The sequence below is a fragment of the Streptomyces sp. NPDC005706 genome (assembly GCF_040631045.1).
In the GTDB taxonomy this organism is placed as follows: Bacteria; Actinomycetota; Actinomycetes; order Streptomycetales; family Streptomycetaceae; genus Streptomyces.
Genome location: NZ_JBEXYS010000017.1, coordinates 90,845 through 110,380, shown reverse-complemented (window position 1 = coordinate 110,380; position 19,536 = coordinate 90,845). Strand labels below are relative to the sequence as shown.

The window sequence follows — 19,536 nt, the reverse complement described above, 5'->3', positions numbered from 1 at the left end:
CAGGGCCGAGGCCTCTGAGGGATCCGCTGCCGGTCCACTCCACCACCGTCGAGGCGCGGAGGCGCGGAGGCGCGGATGGGGTTCGCGGGGCGCAGGGCTTGGCCAGCGGCTAAGCGACTGCTTAGTATCTGCCCTGACGGGAACAGCCTGCCCGCGCCGCCCCTCACCCTCAGGAGTCCACCGTGATCCCACTGTTCTCCCTCTCCGGCAAAACCGCCCTCGTGACCGGGGGTTCCCGCGGCATCGGCCTGATGATCGCCCGGGGGCTGGTCGAGGCGGGAGCCAAGGTCTACGTCAGTTCCCGCAACGCGGAAGCCTGCGAGGAGGCCGTGCGCGGGCTCTCCGGTTCCGGCCAGGCGGTCGCGCTGGCCGCCGACCTGTCGCGCGAGGAGGAGTGCCACCGACTCGCCTCAGAGATCGGCGAGCGGGAGGAGCGGCTGCACATCCTGGTGAACAACGCCGGCGCCACCTGGGGCGCGCCCCTGGACGAGTTCCCGGTCAGTGGCTGGGACAAGGTGATGGACCTCAACCTGCGCAGCCCCTTCCTGCTCACCCAGGCCCTCCTGCCGAAGCTGCGCGCCGGCGGGTCGACGGAGGACCCTGCGCGGATCATCAACGTCGGCTCCATCGACGGTCTGCACGTCAGTCCGGTCTCGGCCTACTCCTACGCGGCCAGCAAGGCGGGCCTGCATCACTTGACCCGTGTGCTGGCCAAGGAGCTCGGGCCGCAGGGCATCACGGTGAACGCCATCGCGCCCGGTCCCTTCGAGTCGAAGATGATGGCCGCGACCCTGGACGCCATGGGCGAGGCGATCGCGCAGGCGGCTCCGCTGCGCCGGATCGGGCGGCCGGACGACATGGCGGGCGTCGCCGTCTATCTGGCCAGCCGTGCGGGTGCCTACGTCACCGGCGCCGTCATCCCCGTCGACGGCGGCCTGGGCACCACGGTCTGACCGGCCGGCGACACCTCTCCGCAAGGAACCCGAACCCGAGAAGAAGAGCACCATGGCCTCCCTCCTGCTTTCCCGCCGAGACCTCGACTTCCTGCTGCACGAGTGGCTCGACGTTGAATCCCTGACCGCGCGCCCCCGCTTCGCCGACCACTCGCGTGAAACGTTCGACGCGGTACTGGACCTCAGTGAGACGATCGCCGCCCGGCACTTCGCGCCGCACAACAAGAAGAACGACACCCAGGAGCCGCGCTTCGACGGCGAGCGGGTGCTCATCATCCCCGAAGTCGAAGAGGCCCTGAAGGTCTTCGCCGATGCCGGGCTGATCGGCGGAGGTATGGATCACGAGGTGGGCGGCATGCAGTTGCCCAGCGTGGTGGCCAACGCCTGCTTCGCCTGGTTCCAGGCAGCCAATGTGGGAACGGCCGCCTACCCCTTCCTCACCATCGGCAACGCAAACCTGCTGCTGGCCCACGGCACGCCCGGGCAGATCGACACCTATGTCCGCCCGATGGTCGAGGGCCGCTTCTCCGGCACCATGTGCCTGTCGGAACCGCAGGCGGGCTCCTCGCTGGCCGATGTGCGCACCCGCGCGGAACAGGCCGACGACGGCACCTACCGCCTGTTCGGCAGCAAGATGTGGATCTCGGGTGGCGACCACGAACTGACGGAGAACATCGTCCACCTGGTCCTGGCCAGGATCCCCGGCGGCCCGCCCGGGGTGAAGGGGCTCTCGCTGTTCATCGTCCCCAAGGTCTTGGTGGGGGCCGACGGGACGCTCGGTGAGCGCAACGACGTCGCCCTGGCCGGCCTCAATCACAAGATGGGGTATCGAGGGACGACCAACACGCTGCTGAACTTCGGTGAGGGCGCCTTCCGGCCCGGCGGGTCCCCCGGCGCCGTCGGCTTCCTGGTAGGGGAGCCCCACCGCGGACTGACCTACATGTTCCACATGATGAACGAGGCCCGCATCGGTGTCGGACTCGGTGCCACAGCGCTCGGTTACACCGGCTACCTGCACGCCCTGGACTACGCACGCACCCGGCCCCAAGGGCGCCCGCTCATGGCCCGGGACGCCACCACCCCTCAGATTCCGATCGTCGGGCATCCCGATGTCCGACGCATGCTCCTCGCCCAGAAGTCGTACGTCGAAGGCGCGCTGGCTCTCATCCTGTACTGCGGGCGGCTGCTGGACGACGAGCGCACCGCCCCGACCGCCGACGAACGGGCCAGAGCCGGATTTCTGCTGGACATGCTCACTCCCATCGCCAAGAGCTGGCCCTCCCAGTGGTGTCTGGAGGCCAACAACCTTGCCATCCAGGTCCACGGCGGCTACGGCTACACCCGCGAGTACAACGTCGAGCAGTTCTACCGGGACAACCGCCTCAACCCCATCCACGAGGGGACGCACGGCGTCCACGGCCTCGACCTGCTGGGCCGAAAGGTCGTCATGGACGGCGGCGCGGGGCTCCGCCTGCTCATCGAGACCATCTCGACGACGACCGCCCGCGCGGCGGCCGCGGACGACCAGGTCGCCCGCTTCGGACGACAGCTGGACGCCTCCCTCGCCCGCGTCGCCGCCGTGACACAGCGCCTGTGGGAGGCCGGGGACGCCGAGACCGCCCTCGCCAACGCCTCGGTCTATCTGGAAGCCGTGGGACACGTCGTGGTTGCCTGGATGTGGCTGGAGCAGATACTGGCCGCCGCCGGACACAGCGGCGCCTTCTACGAGGGCAAGCGCCGGGCGGGGCAGTACTTCTTCCGGTACGAACTGCCCAAGACAGAGGCGCAGTTCGCGCTGCTGGAAAGCCTCGACCGCACCACTCTCGACATGCCCGCGGACTGCTTCTGAGCTGGTCCCACCTTCCAGGCGTGGGTCTGGGCCGGTCATTCGTAAGATCGGCGGGACCCATGGGTTCTGGGTATGGCTGTGAGCTTGTCGCCGTTGGACGGCTCTGTGCGCGCTTCTCGGTCTGCCCGTCGCGGAAGTGACGCTCCACAGGCGTCCAGTCGCCGGGACGCTTGGACGGGGGCGCTTCTCGAACAGCCCTGACACGTCGTGATCGTTGCGACCGGCCGCACTTCCGCGGCACACCGTAAACCCGGGGCCGCCCTTGTCAACGACACCTGGGACGTGCTTGCCGGGGCGCGACGGCTGCAGGTACGTGATGGTCTACGACGACCAGGGCGGCAACCAGGCACTCGACGCGGTGGAGGCGCCCTCGTCCGAGGAGGCGTCACAGTCGAGATCGCCACACTCGAGGGCTCCATGGGGTCGCCAGGACCAGGGGGGGCCTGGAATTGGAACTCGTCGTGGACGGCTTCAAGTTCCATGAGCATCGTAGCTTCGATGCAGTCGTGGCCGACATGGGTAGCGATCCGGTTCAGGAGCTCTCCGCGGGGCTCTGGCCCCGGTCGTCATTGCGACGCCGACGTCGACGCAGACATACGCCGCGCCAGGCACTCGACATCGACTCGAATGGAAAGCCCGCCGAGATCACGTGACGCGCGTGCGCAGATGACTGGCGCGCCCGCCATAAAGTCAGCAACGGGTCAGTGTGAGCCCTCGAACACCCGGCGACAGCTGACCACACATGCCAAACGTTGTAGCCTCCGAACATCGCCCTTGACCTGCAAAAAGCAGGCAGGGAGCAGACGAATCGGGAGTTTCTTCGTGCTTCGTACCATGTTCAAGTCCAAGATCCACCGCGCCACCGTCACCCAGGCCGACCTGCACTACGTGGGATCCGTGACCATCGACGCGGACCTGCTGGACGCCGCCGATCTGCTGCCCGGTGAGCTCGTGCACATCGTGGACATCACCAACGGCGCCCGCCTGGAGACCTACGTCATCGAGGGGGAGCGCGGGTCCGGGGTCGTCGGGATCAACGGCGCGGCCGCCCACCTCGTGCACCCCGGGGATCTGGTGATCATCATCAGCTACGCTCAGGTCACCGACGCCGAGGCGCGGGAACTGAAGCCGCGGGTGGTGCACGTGGACGGCGACAACCGGATCGTCGAGCTCGGTGCCGACCCGTCGGCTCCGGTGCCCGGCTCGGACCAGCAGCGCAGCCCGCAGGCCGTTCGGGCCTGACCCGGGACGACGACCAGGAGCGTGCGTGCCCATGACTGACATCGAGATCCGCGACGACCGGGCGGCGGGCCGGCTGGAGGCCGTCGGCGACGGCGAAGTCGCCGGTCGCGTCGAGTACTTCGTCCTCGAGTCGCCCGCGCGCGCCCTGGTCCCGGTCCACACCATCGTCGAGCCGGCCCACGAGGGCAAGGGCATCGCCGGCTCCCTGGCCCGCGAGCTGTACGCCGTCGCCGAGCGCGAGGGCGTCCCCGTCGCCCCGCTGTGCCCGTACGTCGTGAAGTGGGCCGAACGCCACCCCGAGGTCGCCCCGCCGGCCGACCCGGAACTGCTCGCCGCCGCCAAGGACTGGCTGCGGGCCCACCCCGGCCGCTTCTGAGGCCGGCGGACCGGACCACCGAGGCTTCCGGCTCCACGATGCTCGCGCTTCTGCACACCTCACCCGTGCACGTCCCGGTCTTCGACGCCCTGCGCGACAGCGACCACCCGGAGCTGGAGCTACGGCACTTCGTCGACGAGGAGCTGCTGGAGCGGGCCCGGCGGGACGGCCCCGAGGCGGTCGGCGGGGATGTACGCCAGGTCCTCGGCCGCGCCGTGGGCGCCGGGGCGCGAGCGGTGCTGTGCACCTGTTCCACCATCGGCGGGGTCGCTGAGGCCCAGGCGGCCGCGGCCGGTGTGGCGGTGCTGCGGGTCGACCGGCCGATGGCGGCCGCCGCCGTGGCCGCGGGCCCGCGCGTCACCGTCCTCGCCGCCCTTCGCAGCACCCTCGGCCCCACCGCCGATCTCGTCGAGGAGGAGGCGCACCGGGCCGGCCGCCCCGTCTCCGTCCGCACCGTGCTGGTTGACTGGGCCTGGGACCACTTCACGGCCGGAGCCACCGAGGCGTACGTACAGCGGATCGCGGCCGCAGCCGACGCGGTCACCGACACCGATGTGATCGTCCTCGCCCAGGCCTCCATGGCCCCGGCCCAGCGCCTGACCTCGGCGCCGATTCCGGTGCTGTCCAGCCCCCGGCCGGGTCTGGCCGCCGGGGCCGCGGCCGTCGCGGCGGCGGTGCGAGAGCGCTGGGGCCGGGGCCGTTGAGTACCGGTCCGCGCCAGGCCAGGGGCTGTCGTCGCGGCGGCGGTGCGAGAGCGCTGAGTGCGGGGCTGCGCCAGGACAGAAGCTGCCCTCGCGGCGCTGGTGCGTGACCGCTGAGCACGACCAGGCTGTCCTCACGGCGCGGATGCGTGGCCGCTGGAGGCGGAGCGCCGCCGGGGCGGCGGTTCCGCGGTGGCCGTGCGGCAGCCGGCAAGTGCGAACCGCGCGCCCCGCGCCTCCACCCGGGCGCCTTCCGTGCCGCCGTCGGGTGAGTGGCCGAGCGGCGCTCGGGTAGGCGGGGGAGTAGTCCAGAGGCGACGACGTACAGCGACCGCCGGAGGCCATCCATGACGAGTCCGCACCCCGACCCCGTACCTCCCGGCCCGACCCCGGGCCCGGGTCCCACCCCGCCCGATCCGTACCCGAGCCCGGTACCGCCCCCCGCGCCGGGGCCCGAGCCGACGCCGCCGGGTCCGGGACCCGATCCCACACCGCCTCCGGCACCCCCGGCCCCCGGGCCGCCGGAGCCCTCACCGTCCCCGATCCCGCCGGGCCCCGAGCCGACCCCCAGTCCGGAACCCGGCCCGCCCCTCACCACCGGGACCTGAGAGGGGCGTGACAAGGGGCGCAGAACGGGCGCGGGAAACGGGGCGGGGACGGTAGCGCCCGCGGCGCCCACCGTCCCCGCCTCACATGCGCGGAGCGCTACGCCCCGACCTCCGACCGGTCCCCGCCCCACAGCGTGTGGAACGACCCGTCCTGGTCGACCCGCCGGTACGTGTGCGCCCCGAAGAAGTCCCGCTGCCCCTGCGTGAGGGCCGCCGGCAGGCGCTCGGCGCGCAGCGCGTCGTAGTAGGCGAGCGCCGCCGCGAAGCCGGGCGTCGGCACGCCTTGGCGGGTGGCCGCGATGATGACCTCGCGCCAGTCGTCCTGCGCCGCGGCGATCTCCTGGGCGAACGTCTCGTCCGACAGCAGGCTGGGCAGGTCCGGCCGGGCGTCGTACGCGGCGCGGATCCGGTCGAGGAAGGCCGCGCGGATGATGCAGCCGCCGCGCCAGATCGCCGAGACCGCGCCGAGGTCGATGTTCCAGTCGTACTCCTCGCTGCCCGCCGCGATCTCGTGGAAGCCCTGCGTGTACGACACGATCTTGGACGCGTACAGCGCCTGCTCCACCCGGTCCGCGAAGGCGGCGGCCTCCGCCTCGCCGAGCGGCGACGGCTTCGGACCGCCCAGGTCCTGGGACGCCTCGCGCAGCGCCGCGTGCCCCGACAGGGACCGGGCGAACACCGCCTCGGCGATGCCCGACACCGGCACGCCCAGGTCCAGCGCGATCTGCACGGTCCAGCGGCCGGTGCCCTTCTGCTCGGCCTGGTCGACGACCACGTCCACGAACGGCTTGCCGGTGGCCGCGTCCACGTGGGACAGCACCTCCGCCGTGATCTCGATCAGGTACGAGTCCAGGCGCCCGGTGTTCCAGGTGCGGAAGATCTCCGCGATCTGGGCGGGGGAGTACCCGGCGACATCGCGCAGGAGCTGGTAGGCCTCGCCGATGAGCTGCATGTCGGCGTACTCGATGCCGTTGTGCACCATCTTCACGAAGTGACCGGCGCCGTCGGGGCCGACGTGCGTGACGCAGGGGGAGCCGTCCTTCGCCTTCGCGGAGATCTTCTCCAGCATCGGGCCCAGCGAGTCGTAGGACTCCCGAGGGCCGCCCGGCATGATGCTCGGCCCGTTCAGCGCGCCCTCCTCGCCGCCGGAGACGCCCATGCCCACGAAGTGGATGCCCTGCTCGCGCAGCGCCTTCTCCCGGCGGCGGGTGTCCGCGAAGTGCGCGTTGCCACCGTCGATGATCATGTCGCCGGGCTCCAGCAGCGGCGCGAACTCCTCGATCACCGCGTCCGTCGGCTCACCGGCCTTGACCATCACGACCAGCCGGCGCGGGCGCTCCAGCGCCGCCACGAACTCCTTGGCGGTCTCGGCCGCGATGAAGTCGCCCTCGTCCCCGAACTCCTCCACCAGCGCGTGCGTCCGCGACGCCGTACGGTTGTGCACGGCGACCGTGTAGCCGTTGCGCGCGAAGTTCCGGGCGAGATTGCGGCCCATGACCGCGAGTCCGGTGACGCCGATCTGCGCTGAAGTGCTCATACCGCCTGCTCCCTAGCTGCCTCGTGTACTACGGCTCCGTCGGTGCGGACCCTCGCCCATCCTGACGTGCCGCTTCGGCGAGCGCACATCCGACCCGCCACGCTTGTTTACGCACGGAACACGGCAGTCGGCTCACCGCGGCCGCCGGCGCCGTCAAGAAGGGTCCGTTCCCGGCCACTTGCGACGGACAGGAGGCCGATTTCCCGTCTTGTCATGGCCTGTTCGCGGCGCTTACTTTTGCCGCTCCTGACGCATGCCGAGGGGAATTCGGACATGGCCGCACGCGGCCGGCATCGCCGGTACCAGCCGAACAGGATCAACCGCGCCTCACTCACCGTCACGGCGGGCGGCGCCGGACTCGCGATCCCGCTGGTCGCCGCGGGTACCGCCGACGCGGCCGACGCGGCCACCTGGAACAAGGTCGCCGCCTGCGAGTCCAGCGGGAACTGGCACATCAACACCGGCAACGGCTACTACGGCGGGCTGCAGTTCACCCAGTCCACGTGGGAGGCCTACGGCGGCGCCCGGTACGCGCCGCGCGCCGACCTCGCCACCCGGGGCCAGCAGATCGCCGTCGCCGAACACGTCCTCGACGGCCAGGGGCCGGGCGCCTGGCCGGTGTGCTCGGTACGGGCGGGGCTGAACCGGGGCGGCGCGGCCCCGGACGTCCACACGGACGGTGCCACGAGCCGCCCGGCGAAGACCGGGCCGACACGGGACACACGGAACACATGGGACACACGGGACACGCGGGACGTCCGTGACGTGAAGCCGCAGACGACACCGCAGTCCCGCGCGGGCCGGGCCGAGATGTACACGGTGGTGCGCGGCGACACCCTGTCCGGCATCGCGGGCGAGCACCACGTCCGGGGCGGCTGGCGGGAGCTCTACGAGGGCAACCGGGCCGTCATCGGCTCCGACCCCGACCTGATCCTGCCGGGCCAGCGGCTCGGCCTGCGCGCCACCGCCGCACCGGCGTCCGGCACACGCGCGCACACCGGCACCACACCCAAGTCCAAGCCCAGGTCGAAGTCCCCGGAGACGAAGGAACCTTCGAGGAAGAGACCCGCGGAGAAGAAGCCCGCCAAGCAGCGGGAACACCCCAGCAGGTCCGGGCACGCGGAGAAGAAGACCTCCCGGCATCCGGCGCCGGGCGGCGGACACTCGCTCGTCGCCCCGGTGCACGCCGGCATCGGCACCGGCTACCACGTGGCCGGGTCGCACTGGTCGAAGGGCTACCACACCGGCGTCGACTTCCTGGTGCCGACCGGCACCAGCGTCGAGGCGGCCGCAGCCGGGCACGTGGTGTCCGCGGGCTGGGGCGGCTCCTACGGCTACCAGGTGGTGATCCGGCACCCGGGCGGCCACTACACCCAGTACGCCCATCTGTCCGCGATCTCCGTTCGGGCCGGGCAGAGTGTCGGCACGGGCCAGCGCATCGGCCGGTCCGGGTCCACCGGGAACGTCACGGGCCCGCACCTGCACTTCGAGGTGCGGACCGGACCCGGCTTCGGCTCCGACGTCGACCCGATCGCCTATCTTCGGGCCGGCGGCGTCAGGATCTGACCCGCGAGCGGTAGGCGTTCAGGACGGGCAGCGGGGCGTAGATGTTCGCGCACAGCGGGACGTACGGCGTGTCGTCGAAGACGGGGGCCTCGGGCACCCGTACGTCCGCCAGGGCGGCCGGCGCCAAGTCGCCCTCCGGCAGAGCCGCGTGAGCGGAGACCACGTGCGCCGGACCCGCCTGCGCAGAGCCGTCCCGCGTCACGCCCGCCGGCGACGGGCCGTCCCGCATCACGCCCGCAGGGGTCAGGCCGTCCTCGTCCGGGCCCGTCTCCGCCGGCCCGGCCCCGGCGGCGGCCGGGGTGTGCTCCAGCCGCTCGGTGGTGAGCAGGATCAGGCCGCCCGCGGCCACCACCGCGCAGCCGAGCGCCAGCACGGTGCCCGTACTGCCGCGGCGGAACGTCTCGCCGAACATCAGGATGCCGACCGCCGCGGCCAGCACCGGATTCACCACGGTGGCCGTGGCCAGCGGCGCGGCGAGGCCGCCGCCCCGGTAGGAGGCCTGGGACAGCAGGACCCCGGCGGTCGCGAACGCGCCGATCACCGCGAGGGAGGGCAGATCGCCGAGGCTGATCCCGTCGCTCCAGTCGACCGCGACGGTCTTGGTGAACACCGACGACATGCCGAACGCCGTGCCGCAGGCGGTGGCGAGCAGCACGCTGCGCACGGCGGGGTGCCGGTGCACCGCCAGGCCCGCGCACGTCAGCGCCACGACCGCCCCGCCGGTGACCAGCGCGACGGCCACCCGCTGGGCCGAGTCGAGGGACCGTGCGTCGGCCGAGCCGACCAGGGACAGCAGGCCCGCGAGGCCCACCGTGGACATGACCGCGCCCCGCCAGGCGGCCGCCCCGGCGCTGCGGCCGACGAACAGCGCCGCCATGGGCAGGGCGAAGACGATGGTCAGCGCGCCCAGCGGCTGCACCAGGCTGAGCGGGCCGCAGGCCAGCGCCACGACGTGCAGCAGGCCGCCGAGGCCGTTCAGCGACAGCGCCGCCCACCAGCCGGCCCGGCGCAGCGGCACGTACGATCCGTCGGGGCACGCCACCGCGACCTGCTCCTGCACGATGGCCCCGCCCGCGTAGGCGACGGCGGAGACGAACGACAGCAGCACGGACAGCGCGAGGGCGCTCATCTTCGGCTCCTTCGCGCGGTGCGGGCCCCCTGGGCCCGGCGCGGCGTACGGTCGGCGGTCATGGCGGACACTCTGCCCGCCCGGGCCCGTCCCCGTCGTCGTCCCTGAGCACGCAATGGGTCCTACTGCCGATGGAGTACACCCCCGGCCCGATCATCCCCAAGGCGGGTGCGGGCGGGGGCCGGACCCGGTCTCCCGAGCCGCTACCGGGGGCTGGTAGTAGTGCTGTCCGTGGACCTCGACGCCGAACTCGCCGCGCTCCGCCCGCTGGGCGGCTTCTTCATGCTGCGCACCCGCGCGGACCCGGCCGGGCCGGCACCGGAAGGCCTCGCGACCCTCGCGGAGACGTACGCGTCGGCGGCGCCGGAGGCTCAACGCGACGCGCTGGCCCTCCGGGTCGCCACCGTCGCCGGCCGGCTGCGCGCCGCTGAGCCGCGGGTTTCCGCCTCCATCAGCCAGCAGGGGCTCGCCGCCCGGCTGTGGTCCGTGGCCCTGGGCTGCGCCGCGCTGTACGGCCGGGTGCCCGCCCTCGACCCGCGGCGCTTGCGCTGGGACCCGACCGCCACCGCCCCCGAGGACCTGTGGCTGACCGAGGTGCGCCCGCTGCCCGGGGACGCCGCCACGCTCGCGGACACCGTGCTGCACGGCCATCTGGAACCCCTAGGGGTGGCCCTGAGGGGCCGTTACGGGATCGCGTCCGGACTGCTGCGGGGCAACGCCGGCTCGGCGCTCGCGGGCGCGGCACGGGAACTGGACCGCTGGGCCCGCGCCAACGGCCGTACCGACGTGGCGGAGCGGGCCCGCGTCCTCACGGACGAACTCCTCGCCCATCCGCTCCTGCGCGGCACCGGTACCCGAACCACGGTGACGGCCTTCCGCCGCCGGAGCTGCTGCCTGTACTACCGGGTGCCCGGCGGCGGAGTCTGCGGCGACTGCTGCTTCACCCGGCCGCCGCGCTCTTCCCCGCGCGCCGTATCTGGGTGACCATGAAGTCGACGAACGGACGAGACCAGGGGGTTGTCGGGTGCGAGTGGGACTGCTGACCCGGGAATATCCCCCGGACGTGTACGGCGGCGCGGGCGTCCATGTGGAGTTCCTCGCCCGTGAACTGGCCTCGCTGGTGGACCTCGAGGTGCACTGCTGGGGCGAGGGCCGCGGCGTGGGCGTCGTACGGCACCGCCCCTGGTCCGTGCTCGACGGCTCGAACGACGCGCTGCGCACGTTCTCCGTTGACCTGTCCATCGCCGCCGCCCTCGAGGGCCGCGAACTCGTGCACTCCCACACCTGGTACGCCAATCTCGCCGGGCACCTCGCCAAACTCCAGTACGGTGTCCCGCACGTGGTCACCGCCCACTCGCTGGAGCCCCTGCGCCCGTGGAAGGCCGAGCAACTGGGCGGCGGGTACGCGCTGTCGAGCTGGACCGAGCGCACCGCGATCGAGGCCGCCGACGCGGTGATCGCCGTGTCCGGGGCCATGCGCGAGGACATCCTCGCCTGCTACCCGGCGCTCGACCCGGCCCGGGTGCACGTCGTGCACAATGGCATCGACACCGCCCTGTACCGCCCGGACCACGGCATCGACGCCCTGCTCCGGCACGGCGTCGACCCCACCCGCCCGTACGTCCTGTTCGTCGGCCGGATCACCCGCCAGAAGGGCGTGCCCCATCTGCTGCGCGCGGTGCGGGACATCGACCCCGGCACCCAGGTGGTGCTGTGCGCGGGCGCTCCCGACACTCCCGAGATCGACCGGGAGTTCCGCGAGCTGTACGAGGAACTGAGCCGGGTCCGCGCGGGCGTGCTCTGGATCCCGCAGATGGTGCCGCGCCCGGAGGTGATCCAACTCCTCACGCGGGCGGCGGTGTTCGTCTGCCCGTCGGTGTACGAGCCGCTCGGCATCGTCAACCTGGAGGCGATGGCCTGCGGGACGCCGGTGGTGGCCTCCAGGGTCGGCGGCATCCCGGAGGTCGTGGACGACGGCCGCACCGGCCTGCTGGTCGACGTGGACGACCACTTCGAGGCGAACCTCGCCCGGGCACTGGACTCCGTGCTCGGCGACCCGGCGGCCGCCGAGCGGATGGGCGAGGCCGGACGGCTGCGCGCGGTGGGCGAGTTCGGCTGGGACGCGGTGGCCCGGCGGACCGCCGGTCTCTACGAGGAGATCCTCAAGCAGGCTTAGTCCGGCCCGCTCGGGGCATCCATGTGGAACCAGGGGTGAGGGGAGCCGTCATGCGTCGTGGTGGGCCTTCGGTACTCGGGATCGTGCTGGCGGGCGGGGAGGGCAAACGCCTGATGCCGCTCACCGCCGACCGCGCCAAGCCGGCGGTCACCTTCGGCGGCACCTACCGGCTCGTCGACTTCGTCCTGTCCAACCTCGTCAACGCCGACGTGCTGCGCATCTGCGTGCTGACCCAGTACAAGTCGCACTCGCTGGACCGGCACATCACCACCACCTGGCGGATGTCCAGCCTGCTCGGCAACTACGTCACGCCGGTCCCGGCCCAGCAGCGCCTCGGCCCGCGCTGGTACCTGGGCAGCGCCGACGCGATCCTGCAGTCGCTGAACCTCGTGTACGACGAACAGCCCGAGTACGTGGCCGTGTTCGGCGCCGACCACGTCTACCGGATGGACCCGCGGCAGATGCTCCGCCAGCACATCGAGGGCGGCGCGGGCGTGACCGTGGCCGGCATCCGGGTGCCGCGCTCGGAGTCGTCCTCCTTCGGGGTGATCACACCCGGCCCGGACGGCCGTACCGTGCGGCGCTTCCTGGAGAAGCCGGCCGATCCGCCCGGTCTCGCGGACGACCCCCAGTGCGTGTTCGCCTCCATGGGCAACTACGTCTTCACCACCAAGGCCCTCGTCGAGGCGCTGCAACGGGACGCCGAGGACAGCCAGTCCGTGCACGACATGGGCGGCTCGATCCTGCCCCAGCTCACCGCCCGCGGTGAGGCGCAGCTCTACGACTTCAGCGAGAACCACGTCCCCGGCGAGACCACCCGGGACCAGGGCTACTGGCGGGACGTCGGCACCCTCGACGCCTACTACGAGGCGCACATGGACCTGATAGCCGAGCGCCCCGCCTTCAACCTGTACAACCGCCAGTGGCCCGTCTACACCCACTCGGGCCAGCTCTCCCCGGCGCGCTTCAACGCGGGCGGCATCGCGAGCGAGTCCATCATCAGCGCCGGATGCCTGATCCGCGGCCAGGTCACCCGCTCCGTGCTGTCGCCCGGGGTGCGCGTCGACCCGGGAGCGGTCGTACAGGGCTCGGTGCTGCACGACAACGTGCGCATCGGCCGGGGCGCGGTGGTGCGCGGTGCCGTCCTCGACAAGAACGTCGAGGTCCCGCCCGGCGCGACGATCGGGGTCAACCCCGAGCGGGACGCCGAGCTGTACACCGTGTCGAAGGGCGGCGTGATCGCCCTGGGCAAGGGACAGCGGGTGGACTGACCGACGCCCCGTCAGGGGCCCCGTCGCCGCGACGCGTTTCGCATCACCCTCCCGGAATGCCCGGGTTCGCCTCGTTCGCCCGCCACGATGCAGGCAACGATGTCGAACCTTCGGAGGTCATCCGACATGAGAGGGACCCGGCGCACACGGCTGTGCCTGGCCGGGGTGATGGCAGCCTCCACGCTGATCGCCACCCCCGCCGCACGCGCCGCCGAGCGGACCGACGGCCACCTCACCGACCTGGTCAACCCCTTCATCGGGAGCCAGGACGAGGGCAACACCTTCCCCGGCGCGGCCGTGCCCTTCGGCATGGTGCAGCTCTCCCCGGACACCGGGCACAACACCGGCTACGACTACACGCAGAACCGCGTCCGCGGCTTCTCGCTGGTCCATCTGTCCGGCGTCGGCTGCCGCATCGGCGGTGACCTGCCCGTACTGCCCACCACCGGCGACGTCACACAGACGGACTACACCAAGTACGCCCCGGGTTTCCGGCACGCGCACGAGGAGGCGAGCCCCGGCTACTACCGCGTCGGCCTCGACTCCGGCATCCGCGCCGAACTCACCGCGACCGCGCGCACCGGGGTGCAGCGCTACACCTTCCCCGCCACCGGCCGGGCCAACGTCCTGCTGAACGCGGCCCAGGCGCTGCACCGGCCGGGCGGCAGCAAGGTCGAGATCCTCGACGACCGCACCGTGCGCACGGAGATCACCGGACACGGATTCTGCCGGGACACCGGCCCGTACACCGTCCACACCATCACCCGCTTCAGCCGCCCGTTCACCGCCCACGGCACCTGGGACGGACCGAAGGTCACCGACGGCGCGCGCACCGGCCGCGGCGGTGCCTACGTCCGCTTCGACACCACGCGGGACCGTACCGTCGAGGCGACCACCGCCCTGTCGTACGTCGACGCCGCCGGAGCCGCCGCCAACCTGCGCGCCGAGGGCGGCCGGTCCTTCGACGCCGTGCGGCACCGGGCCCGCGAGCAATGGGAGCGGCGGCTCGCCACGGTCCGCGTCCAGGGCGGCGCCCCCGCGCTGCGCCGCACGTTCTACTCCTCGCTCTACCGCTCGTTCCTCGCGCCGAACGTCGGCGGTGACGCCGACGGCCGGTACCTCGGCTGGGACCGCCGCGTCCACCGGGCGCGGGGCTTCACCTACTACCAGAACTGGTCCCTGTGGGACACCTACCGCACCCAGGCCCAGCTCCTCGCCCTGCTCGCGCCCCGGGAGGCCCGCGATATGGCCCGGTCGGTGGTGCAGGTGGACGAGGACGGCGGCTGGCTGCCCAAGTGGGGCTACGGGCCGGTCGAGACGAACGTCATGAGCGGCGACCCGGTCACCCCGTTCCTGACCACCGCCTATCAGATGGGCCTGCTCAGGGGCTTCGAGGAACGGGCCTACCGGGCGCTCAGGAAGAACGCCGACGGCGTGCCGCCGGCCGGCTATCCGGGCATCGGCCGGGAGGCCAACGCCGAGTACATCGCGCACGGCTTCGCGCCCTACGTCTGGAACCGCCCGCTCGCCAAGATGGGCGACTCCGACTATCACCACGGCGCCTCCGTCACCCTGGAGTACGCCCTCGCCGACGCCGTGCTCGCCCAGATGGCCCGCGGCCTGGGACACCGGGCGGACGCCGACCGCTACGCCGCCCGCGCCCGGAACTACCGGACCGTCTTCGATCCCGCCACCGGCTTCTTCCGCCCCCGCGACGCCTCCGGCGCCTTCACCGGCACGTCCGACCCGGCCCGCGCCCCCGGATTCCACGAGGGCACATCCTGGCAGTACCAGTGGCTGGTCCCGCACGACCTCCCCGGCGTGGTCGGCCTGATCGGCGGCGAGCGCGCGGCCAACGACCGCCTGGACGCCTTCTTCGCCTACGACCGGCTGCTGGCCGATCCCGCGCGCACCGCCCGCGAGGTGTGGGTGCACGGTGACGCGTACGCCTACTACAACGCCGACAAGTACAATCCGATGAACGAGCCCGACCTCATCGCGCCCTACACGTACCTGTCCACCGGCCAGCCGTGGAAGACCACGGACGTGGTGCACGCGGCGCTGACCCTGTTCACCGACGGACCCACCGGCATGACCGGCAACGACGACCTGGGCACGATGTCCGCCTGGAACGTCCTGACCTCCATCGGGCTCTTCCCGGTCCAGCCCGGCTACGACACCTGGGGCCTGTCCACCCCGGTGTTCGACCGGGTCGACCTCACCCTGGACCGCCGCTACTGGCCCGGCGGGCGGCTCACCGTGACCGCCCCCGGCACCTCGGCCACCGAGCGCTACATCCAGGGCGTCCGCACGGACGGGACACCGCACGCGCGGACCTATCTGCGCACGGGCGCGCTGCGCTCCCTGCGCACGCTCGCGTTCACGGTCGGCCCGCACCCGTCGGAGTGGGGTACGGCTCCCTCGGCCGCGCCCCCCGTCCTGAAGTGACCTCGGCCGACCTCGGCCGTCTCGCGAGTCCCGCCCCTCTCGGCGGGGCGGGACTTAATCCGCCGTTAACTGTCCGTAGCACGATCGTACTTGACCGTAATCGCCTCTCGGGGATTGACTTCTGGTTCACCCCGTCGTCGACGTGCGAGGCAAGCCTTGACCTCCGACCCGCTCGCTCCCCTCGACCTTGCCTTCTGGAACATCGAGTCCGAACGGCACCCGATGCACCTCGGCGCGCTCGGCGTGTTCGCCGCGCACTCACCCACCGCGGGCGCGCACGCGGCCGACCTGCTCGCCGCCCGCGCCGCCGCCGTGCCCGGTCTGCGCATGCGCATCCGGGACACCTGGCAGCCGCTCGCGTTCGGCGGCGCCACCCGCGAACCCGCCCCGGACTTCGATCCGCTGGACCACGTACGCCTGCACGCGCCGACCGCCGACTTCCACGCGGTCGCGGGCGGGCTGATGGAACGGCCGCTGGAGCGCGACCGCCCGCCGTGGGAGGCGCATGTGCTGCCCGGTGAGGACGGCGTCTCCTTCGCCGTGCTGTTCAAGTTCCACCACGCCCTCGCCGACGGGCTGCGCGCGCTGAAGCTGGCCGCCGGTGTGCTCGACCCGGTCGACCTGCCCGAGCGTGCCCCCCGGGCGGTCGAGCCGCCGCGCGGCCCGCTCTCCGACGTCCTGTCCGACGTGCGCAGACTGCCCGGCCTGATGCCCGGTCTGGTCAGGGGCGCGCTGTCCGACGTGGGCCGGGCCCTTGACATCGGTGCCTCGCTCGCCCGGTCCACCCTCGGCATGCGCCCCTCGTCGGCGCTGACCTCGGCGCCCAGCGGCACCCGCCGCACGGCCGGCGTCGTCCTCGACATCGACGACGTGCACCGGGTCCGCAAGAGCGCCGGCGGCACCGTCAACGACGTGCTCATCGCCGTCGTCGCCGGTGCGCTGCGCCGCTGGCTGGACGCGCGCGGCGAGGACACCGAGGGAGTGGCGCCGCGCGCCCTCATCCCGGTCTCCCGGCGCCGTCCGCGTACCGCGCACCCACAGGGCAACCGGCTCTCCGGGTACCTGATACGGCTTCCGGTCGACGACCCCGATCCGCTGCGCCGGCTCGACAGCGTCCGCACGGCGATGGTGCGCAACAAGGACGCGGGACCGAACCGGGGCGCCGGCGCGGTCGCGCTGCTCGCCGACCACGTACCGGCCCTCGGCCACCGGCTCGCGGGGCCGCTGGTCGGGCAGGCCGCGCGGCTGTGGTTCGACATCCTGGTCACCAGCGTGCCGCTGCCGGGGTTCGGGCTGCGGCTGGGCGGTCACGACCTGACGGAGGTGTATCCGCTGGCCCCGCTCGCGCCGGGCCAGTCGCTGGCGGTCGCGATCTCGACGTACCGGGGCCACGTGCACTACGGCCTGGTGGCCGATGCCCGGGCCGTCCCCGACCTGGACGTGTTCGCCCGCGCGGTGTCGGAGGAGGTGCGGGACCTGCTCACGGTGTGCGAGGCCTGAGGACCGGCGACCGGCCGGACCCCGCGTCCGGCTTCGCCTCCGGGTTCGCGCCGGCCCGTGCGGCCGAGGCCCGCCCCGCCCCGGCCCGCCTCCGCGGCGGACTGGGGCGGAGCCGTACCGGGGCCGGCCGCCGGCGGAGCCTGCCGCGCGGGTGGCCGCCGGTGCCCTCGGCAGGGCCACGGCCGGCCGCAGGGCTGCCGGGCGGGACCGCGGGGCCGGCGAGGGGAGCGGCGTTGTCGCAGCTCACAGGGGTGAGGCGGCGAGCGGGGGCGGGGTCCGGGGGAGCGGTTTGGCCGTTGGGTGTGCCGCTACGTAAAATTCCCCGTTCGAAAGCGGGCGCGAGTCGGAGCGCTGCGCGGGTGATCAGGGAAGCGGCAGCGCGATGACGGTGACAGAGGACGGTTCCGTGTCCATGGAGGCAGCCATGGCCGTCCCCACGGACGCATCCATGGAAGAGGTGGTCCACGGACCCGGTATCGACCCCGAGCGGCTGGCGGTCTGCCTGAGCGTGCTCGATGAGCTCGACCGGCTCGACGTCGACCACCCCGACGCGATCGCGGTGCGCCGGGCCACCTCGCACATCTACCGTACGGTCAAGCAGCGCCGCCGCCAGGAGCGCCGCGCTGCCAAGACCGCGCACGACCGCGCGGTCACCGAGGCCACCGCCACCGGCTCCGCCGAGCGCATCGACGACGAGACCGAGGGCATCCTGCCCTCCTCGAAGACCGACGAGGGCCGGGTCGCGGGCATCCTCCAGCGGCCCCGCTCCTGCTACGTCTGCAAGCAGCGGTACGTCGAGGTCGACTACTTCTACCACCAGCTCTGCCAGAAGTGCGCCGACGAGAACCGGGCCAAGCGGGACGCCCGCGCCGACCTCACCGGCAAGCGCGCCCTGCTGACCGGCGGCCGCGCCAAGATCGGCATGTACATCGCGCTCCGGCTGCTGCGGGACGGCGCGCACACGACCGTCACCACCCGCTTCCCCAAGGACGCCATCCGCCGTTTCAAGGCGATGGAGGACTCGGCGGACTGGCTGCACCGGCTGGAGGTCGTCGGCATCGACCTGCGCGACCCGGCGCAGGCCGTGGCCCTGGCCGAGCAGGTCGCCGAGGCGGGCCCGCTCGACATCCTGATCAACAACGCGACGCAGACCGTACGCCGGCTGCCCTCCGCGTACGCCGCCCTGGTGGACGGCGAGAGCGCGCCGCTGCCCGCCGGCGAACTGCCCTCCCACCACGTCATCGGCGCCTTCAACTCCGGCGCCGTCGACGGCATAGCCGCGCTGCCCGTCGGCACCAGCGGCCTGGACGCCCAGAAGGTCGCGGACCTCGCCCTCGTCGCGGGCAACGCCAGCGTCGCCCGGCACCTCGAGGGCACGGCCATCGACGCGGGCGGCCTCGTCCCCGACGTGGTCGACACCAACACCTGGGTGCAGACCATCGAGCAGATCTCCCCGGTGGAGCTGCTGGAGACGCAGCTGTGCAACTACACGGCGCCGTTCATCCTCATCAGCAAGCTGCGCCCGGCCATGGCCGAGGCGGCGCGGCGGGCGGGCCGCGGGCGTGCCTACGTCGTCAACGTCTCCGCGATGGAGGGCGTCTTCAGCCGCGGTTACAAGGGCGCCGGGCACCCGAACACCAACGCCGCGAAGGCGGCCATGAACATGGTGACGCGGACCAGCGCCCAGGAGATGTTCGACACGGACGGCATCCTCATGACGGCCGTCGACACCGGCTGGATCACCGACGAGCGTCCGCACTACGAGAAGCTGCGGCTGGCCGAGGCCGGCTTCCACGCGCCCCTCGACCTGGTCGACGGCGCGGCCCGGGTGTACGACCCGATCGTGCGCGGTGAGGCGGGCGAGGACCTGTACGGCGTCTTCATGAAGGACTACGCGCCCGGTAAGTGGTGAACCCGCTCGCTCGGCAACCGGAGCACCCACTCGGACTCGAAGGCTCGTTCGCCCGATAGGCCGAGTGGGTGATTCGTTTAGGTCATCGAGCGCTGCGGTTTGTGGCAGTTAGCTGCATATTGAGAGGCATTGGGGGGTCGGGTGACTCCCAAGAGTTACACCTTGTTTGCACTCCCTATCGAGCGGCAGTCCGCTCATTTGGTTAATCTGGAAGGCGCGGACAGCAGTACCGGGTCCCACCCACACCCATCGTCCGTACCGGCGCCAC

14 protein-coding genes are annotated in these 19,536 nt (G+C 72.4%); 12 read left to right on the top strand and 2 right to left on the bottom strand.

The features are described 5' to 3' along the window. Nucleotides 1-182: 182 nt before the first annotated feature. The 5 genes from ABZ478_RS25375 to ABZ478_RS25355 all read left to right on the top strand — a co-directional run bounded on the left by ABZ478_RS25375 (nt 183) and on the right by ABZ478_RS25355 (nt 5,124). Entirely contained in the window at nt 183-953 is a 771-nt protein-coding gene (locus tag ABZ478_RS25375) for an SDR family oxidoreductase (protein ID WP_359552947.1), read from the top strand. A 52-nt stretch (nt 954-1,005) separates the two neighbouring features. Further along, nucleotides 1,006-2,802, top strand: a complete 1,797-nt coding sequence (locus tag ABZ478_RS25370) for an acyl-CoA dehydrogenase (protein ID WP_359552946.1) — start codon at nt 1,006-1,008, stop codon at nt 2,800-2,802. Nucleotides 2,803-3,624: 822 nt separating this feature from the next. Further along, a complete protein-coding gene (gene panD / locus ABZ478_RS25365) occupies nt 3,625-4,044 on the top strand; it encodes an aspartate 1-decarboxylase (protein WP_359552945.1) in 420 nt (139 codons plus the stop codon). A 31-nt stretch (nt 4,045-4,075) separates the two neighbouring features. After that, nucleotides 4,076-4,420: a GNAT family N-acetyltransferase gene (locus ABZ478_RS25360; protein ID WP_359552944.1), complete on the top strand. Its 345-nt coding sequence runs from the start codon at nt 4,076-4,078 to the stop codon at nt 4,418-4,420. Between the two features lie 38 nt (nt 4,421-4,458). Continuing rightward, nucleotides 4,459-5,124: an aspartate/glutamate racemase family protein gene (locus ABZ478_RS25355; protein WP_359552943.1), complete on the top strand. Its 666-nt coding sequence runs from the start codon at nt 4,459-4,461 to the stop codon at nt 5,122-5,124. A 702-nt stretch (nt 5,125-5,826) separates the two neighbouring features. Here ABZ478_RS25355 and gndA read toward each other — a convergent pair. Continuing rightward, nucleotides 5,827-7,266 (bottom strand): NADP-dependent phosphogluconate dehydrogenase, encoded by a 1,440-nt coding sequence (gndA, locus tag ABZ478_RS25350; protein WP_359552942.1) that lies wholly within the window; start codon nt 7,264-7,266, stop codon nt 5,827-5,829. Nucleotides 7,267-7,539: 273 nt separating this feature from the next. On the opposite strand from gndA, the gene ABZ478_RS25345 reads away from it, so the two are divergent. Beyond that, nucleotides 7,540-8,832, top strand: a complete 1,293-nt coding sequence (locus tag ABZ478_RS25345; protein ID WP_359552941.1) for a transglycosylase family protein — start codon at nt 7,540-7,542, stop codon at nt 8,830-8,832. Here the strand turns inward: ABZ478_RS25345 and ABZ478_RS25340 are convergent. Then, nucleotides 8,822-9,961 carry a DMT family transporter gene (locus ABZ478_RS25340; protein WP_359552940.1) on the bottom strand — a complete coding sequence of 380 codons (1,140 nt, stop codon included), beginning with the start codon at nt 9,959-9,961 and terminating at the stop codon, nt 8,822-8,824. The genes ABZ478_RS25345 and ABZ478_RS25340 overlap by 11 nt on opposite strands. Nucleotides 9,962-10,192: 231 nt before the next feature. Between ABZ478_RS25340 and ABZ478_RS25335 the strand changes: the two genes are divergently transcribed. From ABZ478_RS25335 to ABZ478_RS25310, 6 genes are all read left to right on the top strand, one after another. Continuing rightward, entirely contained in the window at nt 10,193-10,945 is a 753-nt protein-coding gene (locus ABZ478_RS25335; RefSeq protein ID WP_359552939.1) for a (2Fe-2S)-binding protein, read from the top strand. Between the two features lie 40 nt (nt 10,946-10,985). Next, on the top strand, nt 10,986-12,137 hold the full coding sequence (glgA, locus tag ABZ478_RS25330) for a glycogen synthase (protein ID WP_359552938.1): 1,152 nt from the start codon (nt 10,986-10,988) through the stop codon (nt 12,135-12,137). Nucleotides 12,138-12,187: 50 nt separating this feature from the next. After that, nucleotides 12,188-13,408: a glucose-1-phosphate adenylyltransferase gene (gene glgC / locus ABZ478_RS25325; RefSeq protein ID WP_359552937.1), complete on the top strand. Its 1,221-nt coding sequence runs from the start codon at nt 12,188-12,190 to the stop codon at nt 13,406-13,408. Nucleotides 13,409-13,534: 126 nt separating this feature from the next. Next, entirely contained in the window at nt 13,535-15,856 is a 2,322-nt protein-coding gene (locus tag ABZ478_RS25320; protein WP_359552936.1) for a GH92 family glycosyl hydrolase, read from the top strand. Between the two features lie 156 nt (nt 15,857-16,012). After that, on the top strand, nt 16,013-17,356 hold the full coding sequence (locus ABZ478_RS25315) for a wax ester/triacylglycerol synthase family O-acyltransferase (protein ID WP_359552935.1): 1,344 nt from the start codon (nt 16,013-16,015) through the stop codon (nt 17,354-17,356). Between the two features lie 424 nt (nt 17,357-17,780). Further along, a complete protein-coding gene (locus ABZ478_RS25310; protein ID WP_359552934.1) occupies nt 17,781-19,268 on the top strand; it encodes an SDR family NAD(P)-dependent oxidoreductase in 1,488 nt (495 codons plus the stop codon). The last annotated feature ends 268 nt before the right edge of the window (nt 19,269-19,536 follow it).

Coding starts and splice junctions, on each gene's coding strand:
- ABZ478_RS25370 (WP_359552946.1), top strand. CDS start 1,006: ATGGCCTCCCTCCTGCTTTCCCGCCGAGACCTCGACTTCCTGCTGCAC.
- ABZ478_RS25360 (WP_359552944.1), top strand. CDS start 4,076: ATGACTGACATCGAGATCCGCGACGACCGGGCGGCGGGCCGGCTGGAG.
- ABZ478_RS25355 (WP_359552943.1), top strand. CDS start 4,459: ATGCTCGCGCTTCTGCACACCTCACCCGTGCACGTCCCGGTCTTCGAC.
- gndA (WP_359552942.1), bottom strand. CDS start 7,266: ATGAGCACTTCAGCGCAGATCGGCGTCACCGGACTCGCGGTCATGGGC.
- ABZ478_RS25345 (WP_359552941.1), top strand. CDS start 7,540: ATGGCCGCACGCGGCCGGCATCGCCGGTACCAGCCGAACAGGATCAAC.
- ABZ478_RS25340 (WP_359552940.1), bottom strand. CDS start 9,961: ATGAGCGCCCTCGCGCTGTCCGTGCTGCTGTCGTTCGTCTCCGCCGTC.
- glgC (WP_359552937.1), top strand. CDS start 12,188: ATGCGTCGTGGTGGGCCTTCGGTACTCGGGATCGTGCTGGCGGGCGGG.
- ABZ478_RS25320 (WP_359552936.1), top strand. CDS start 13,535: ATGAGAGGGACCCGGCGCACACGGCTGTGCCTGGCCGGGGTGATGGCA.
- ABZ478_RS25310 (WP_359552934.1), top strand. CDS start 17,781: ATGGCCGTCCCCACGGACGCATCCATGGAAGAGGTGGTCCACGGACCC.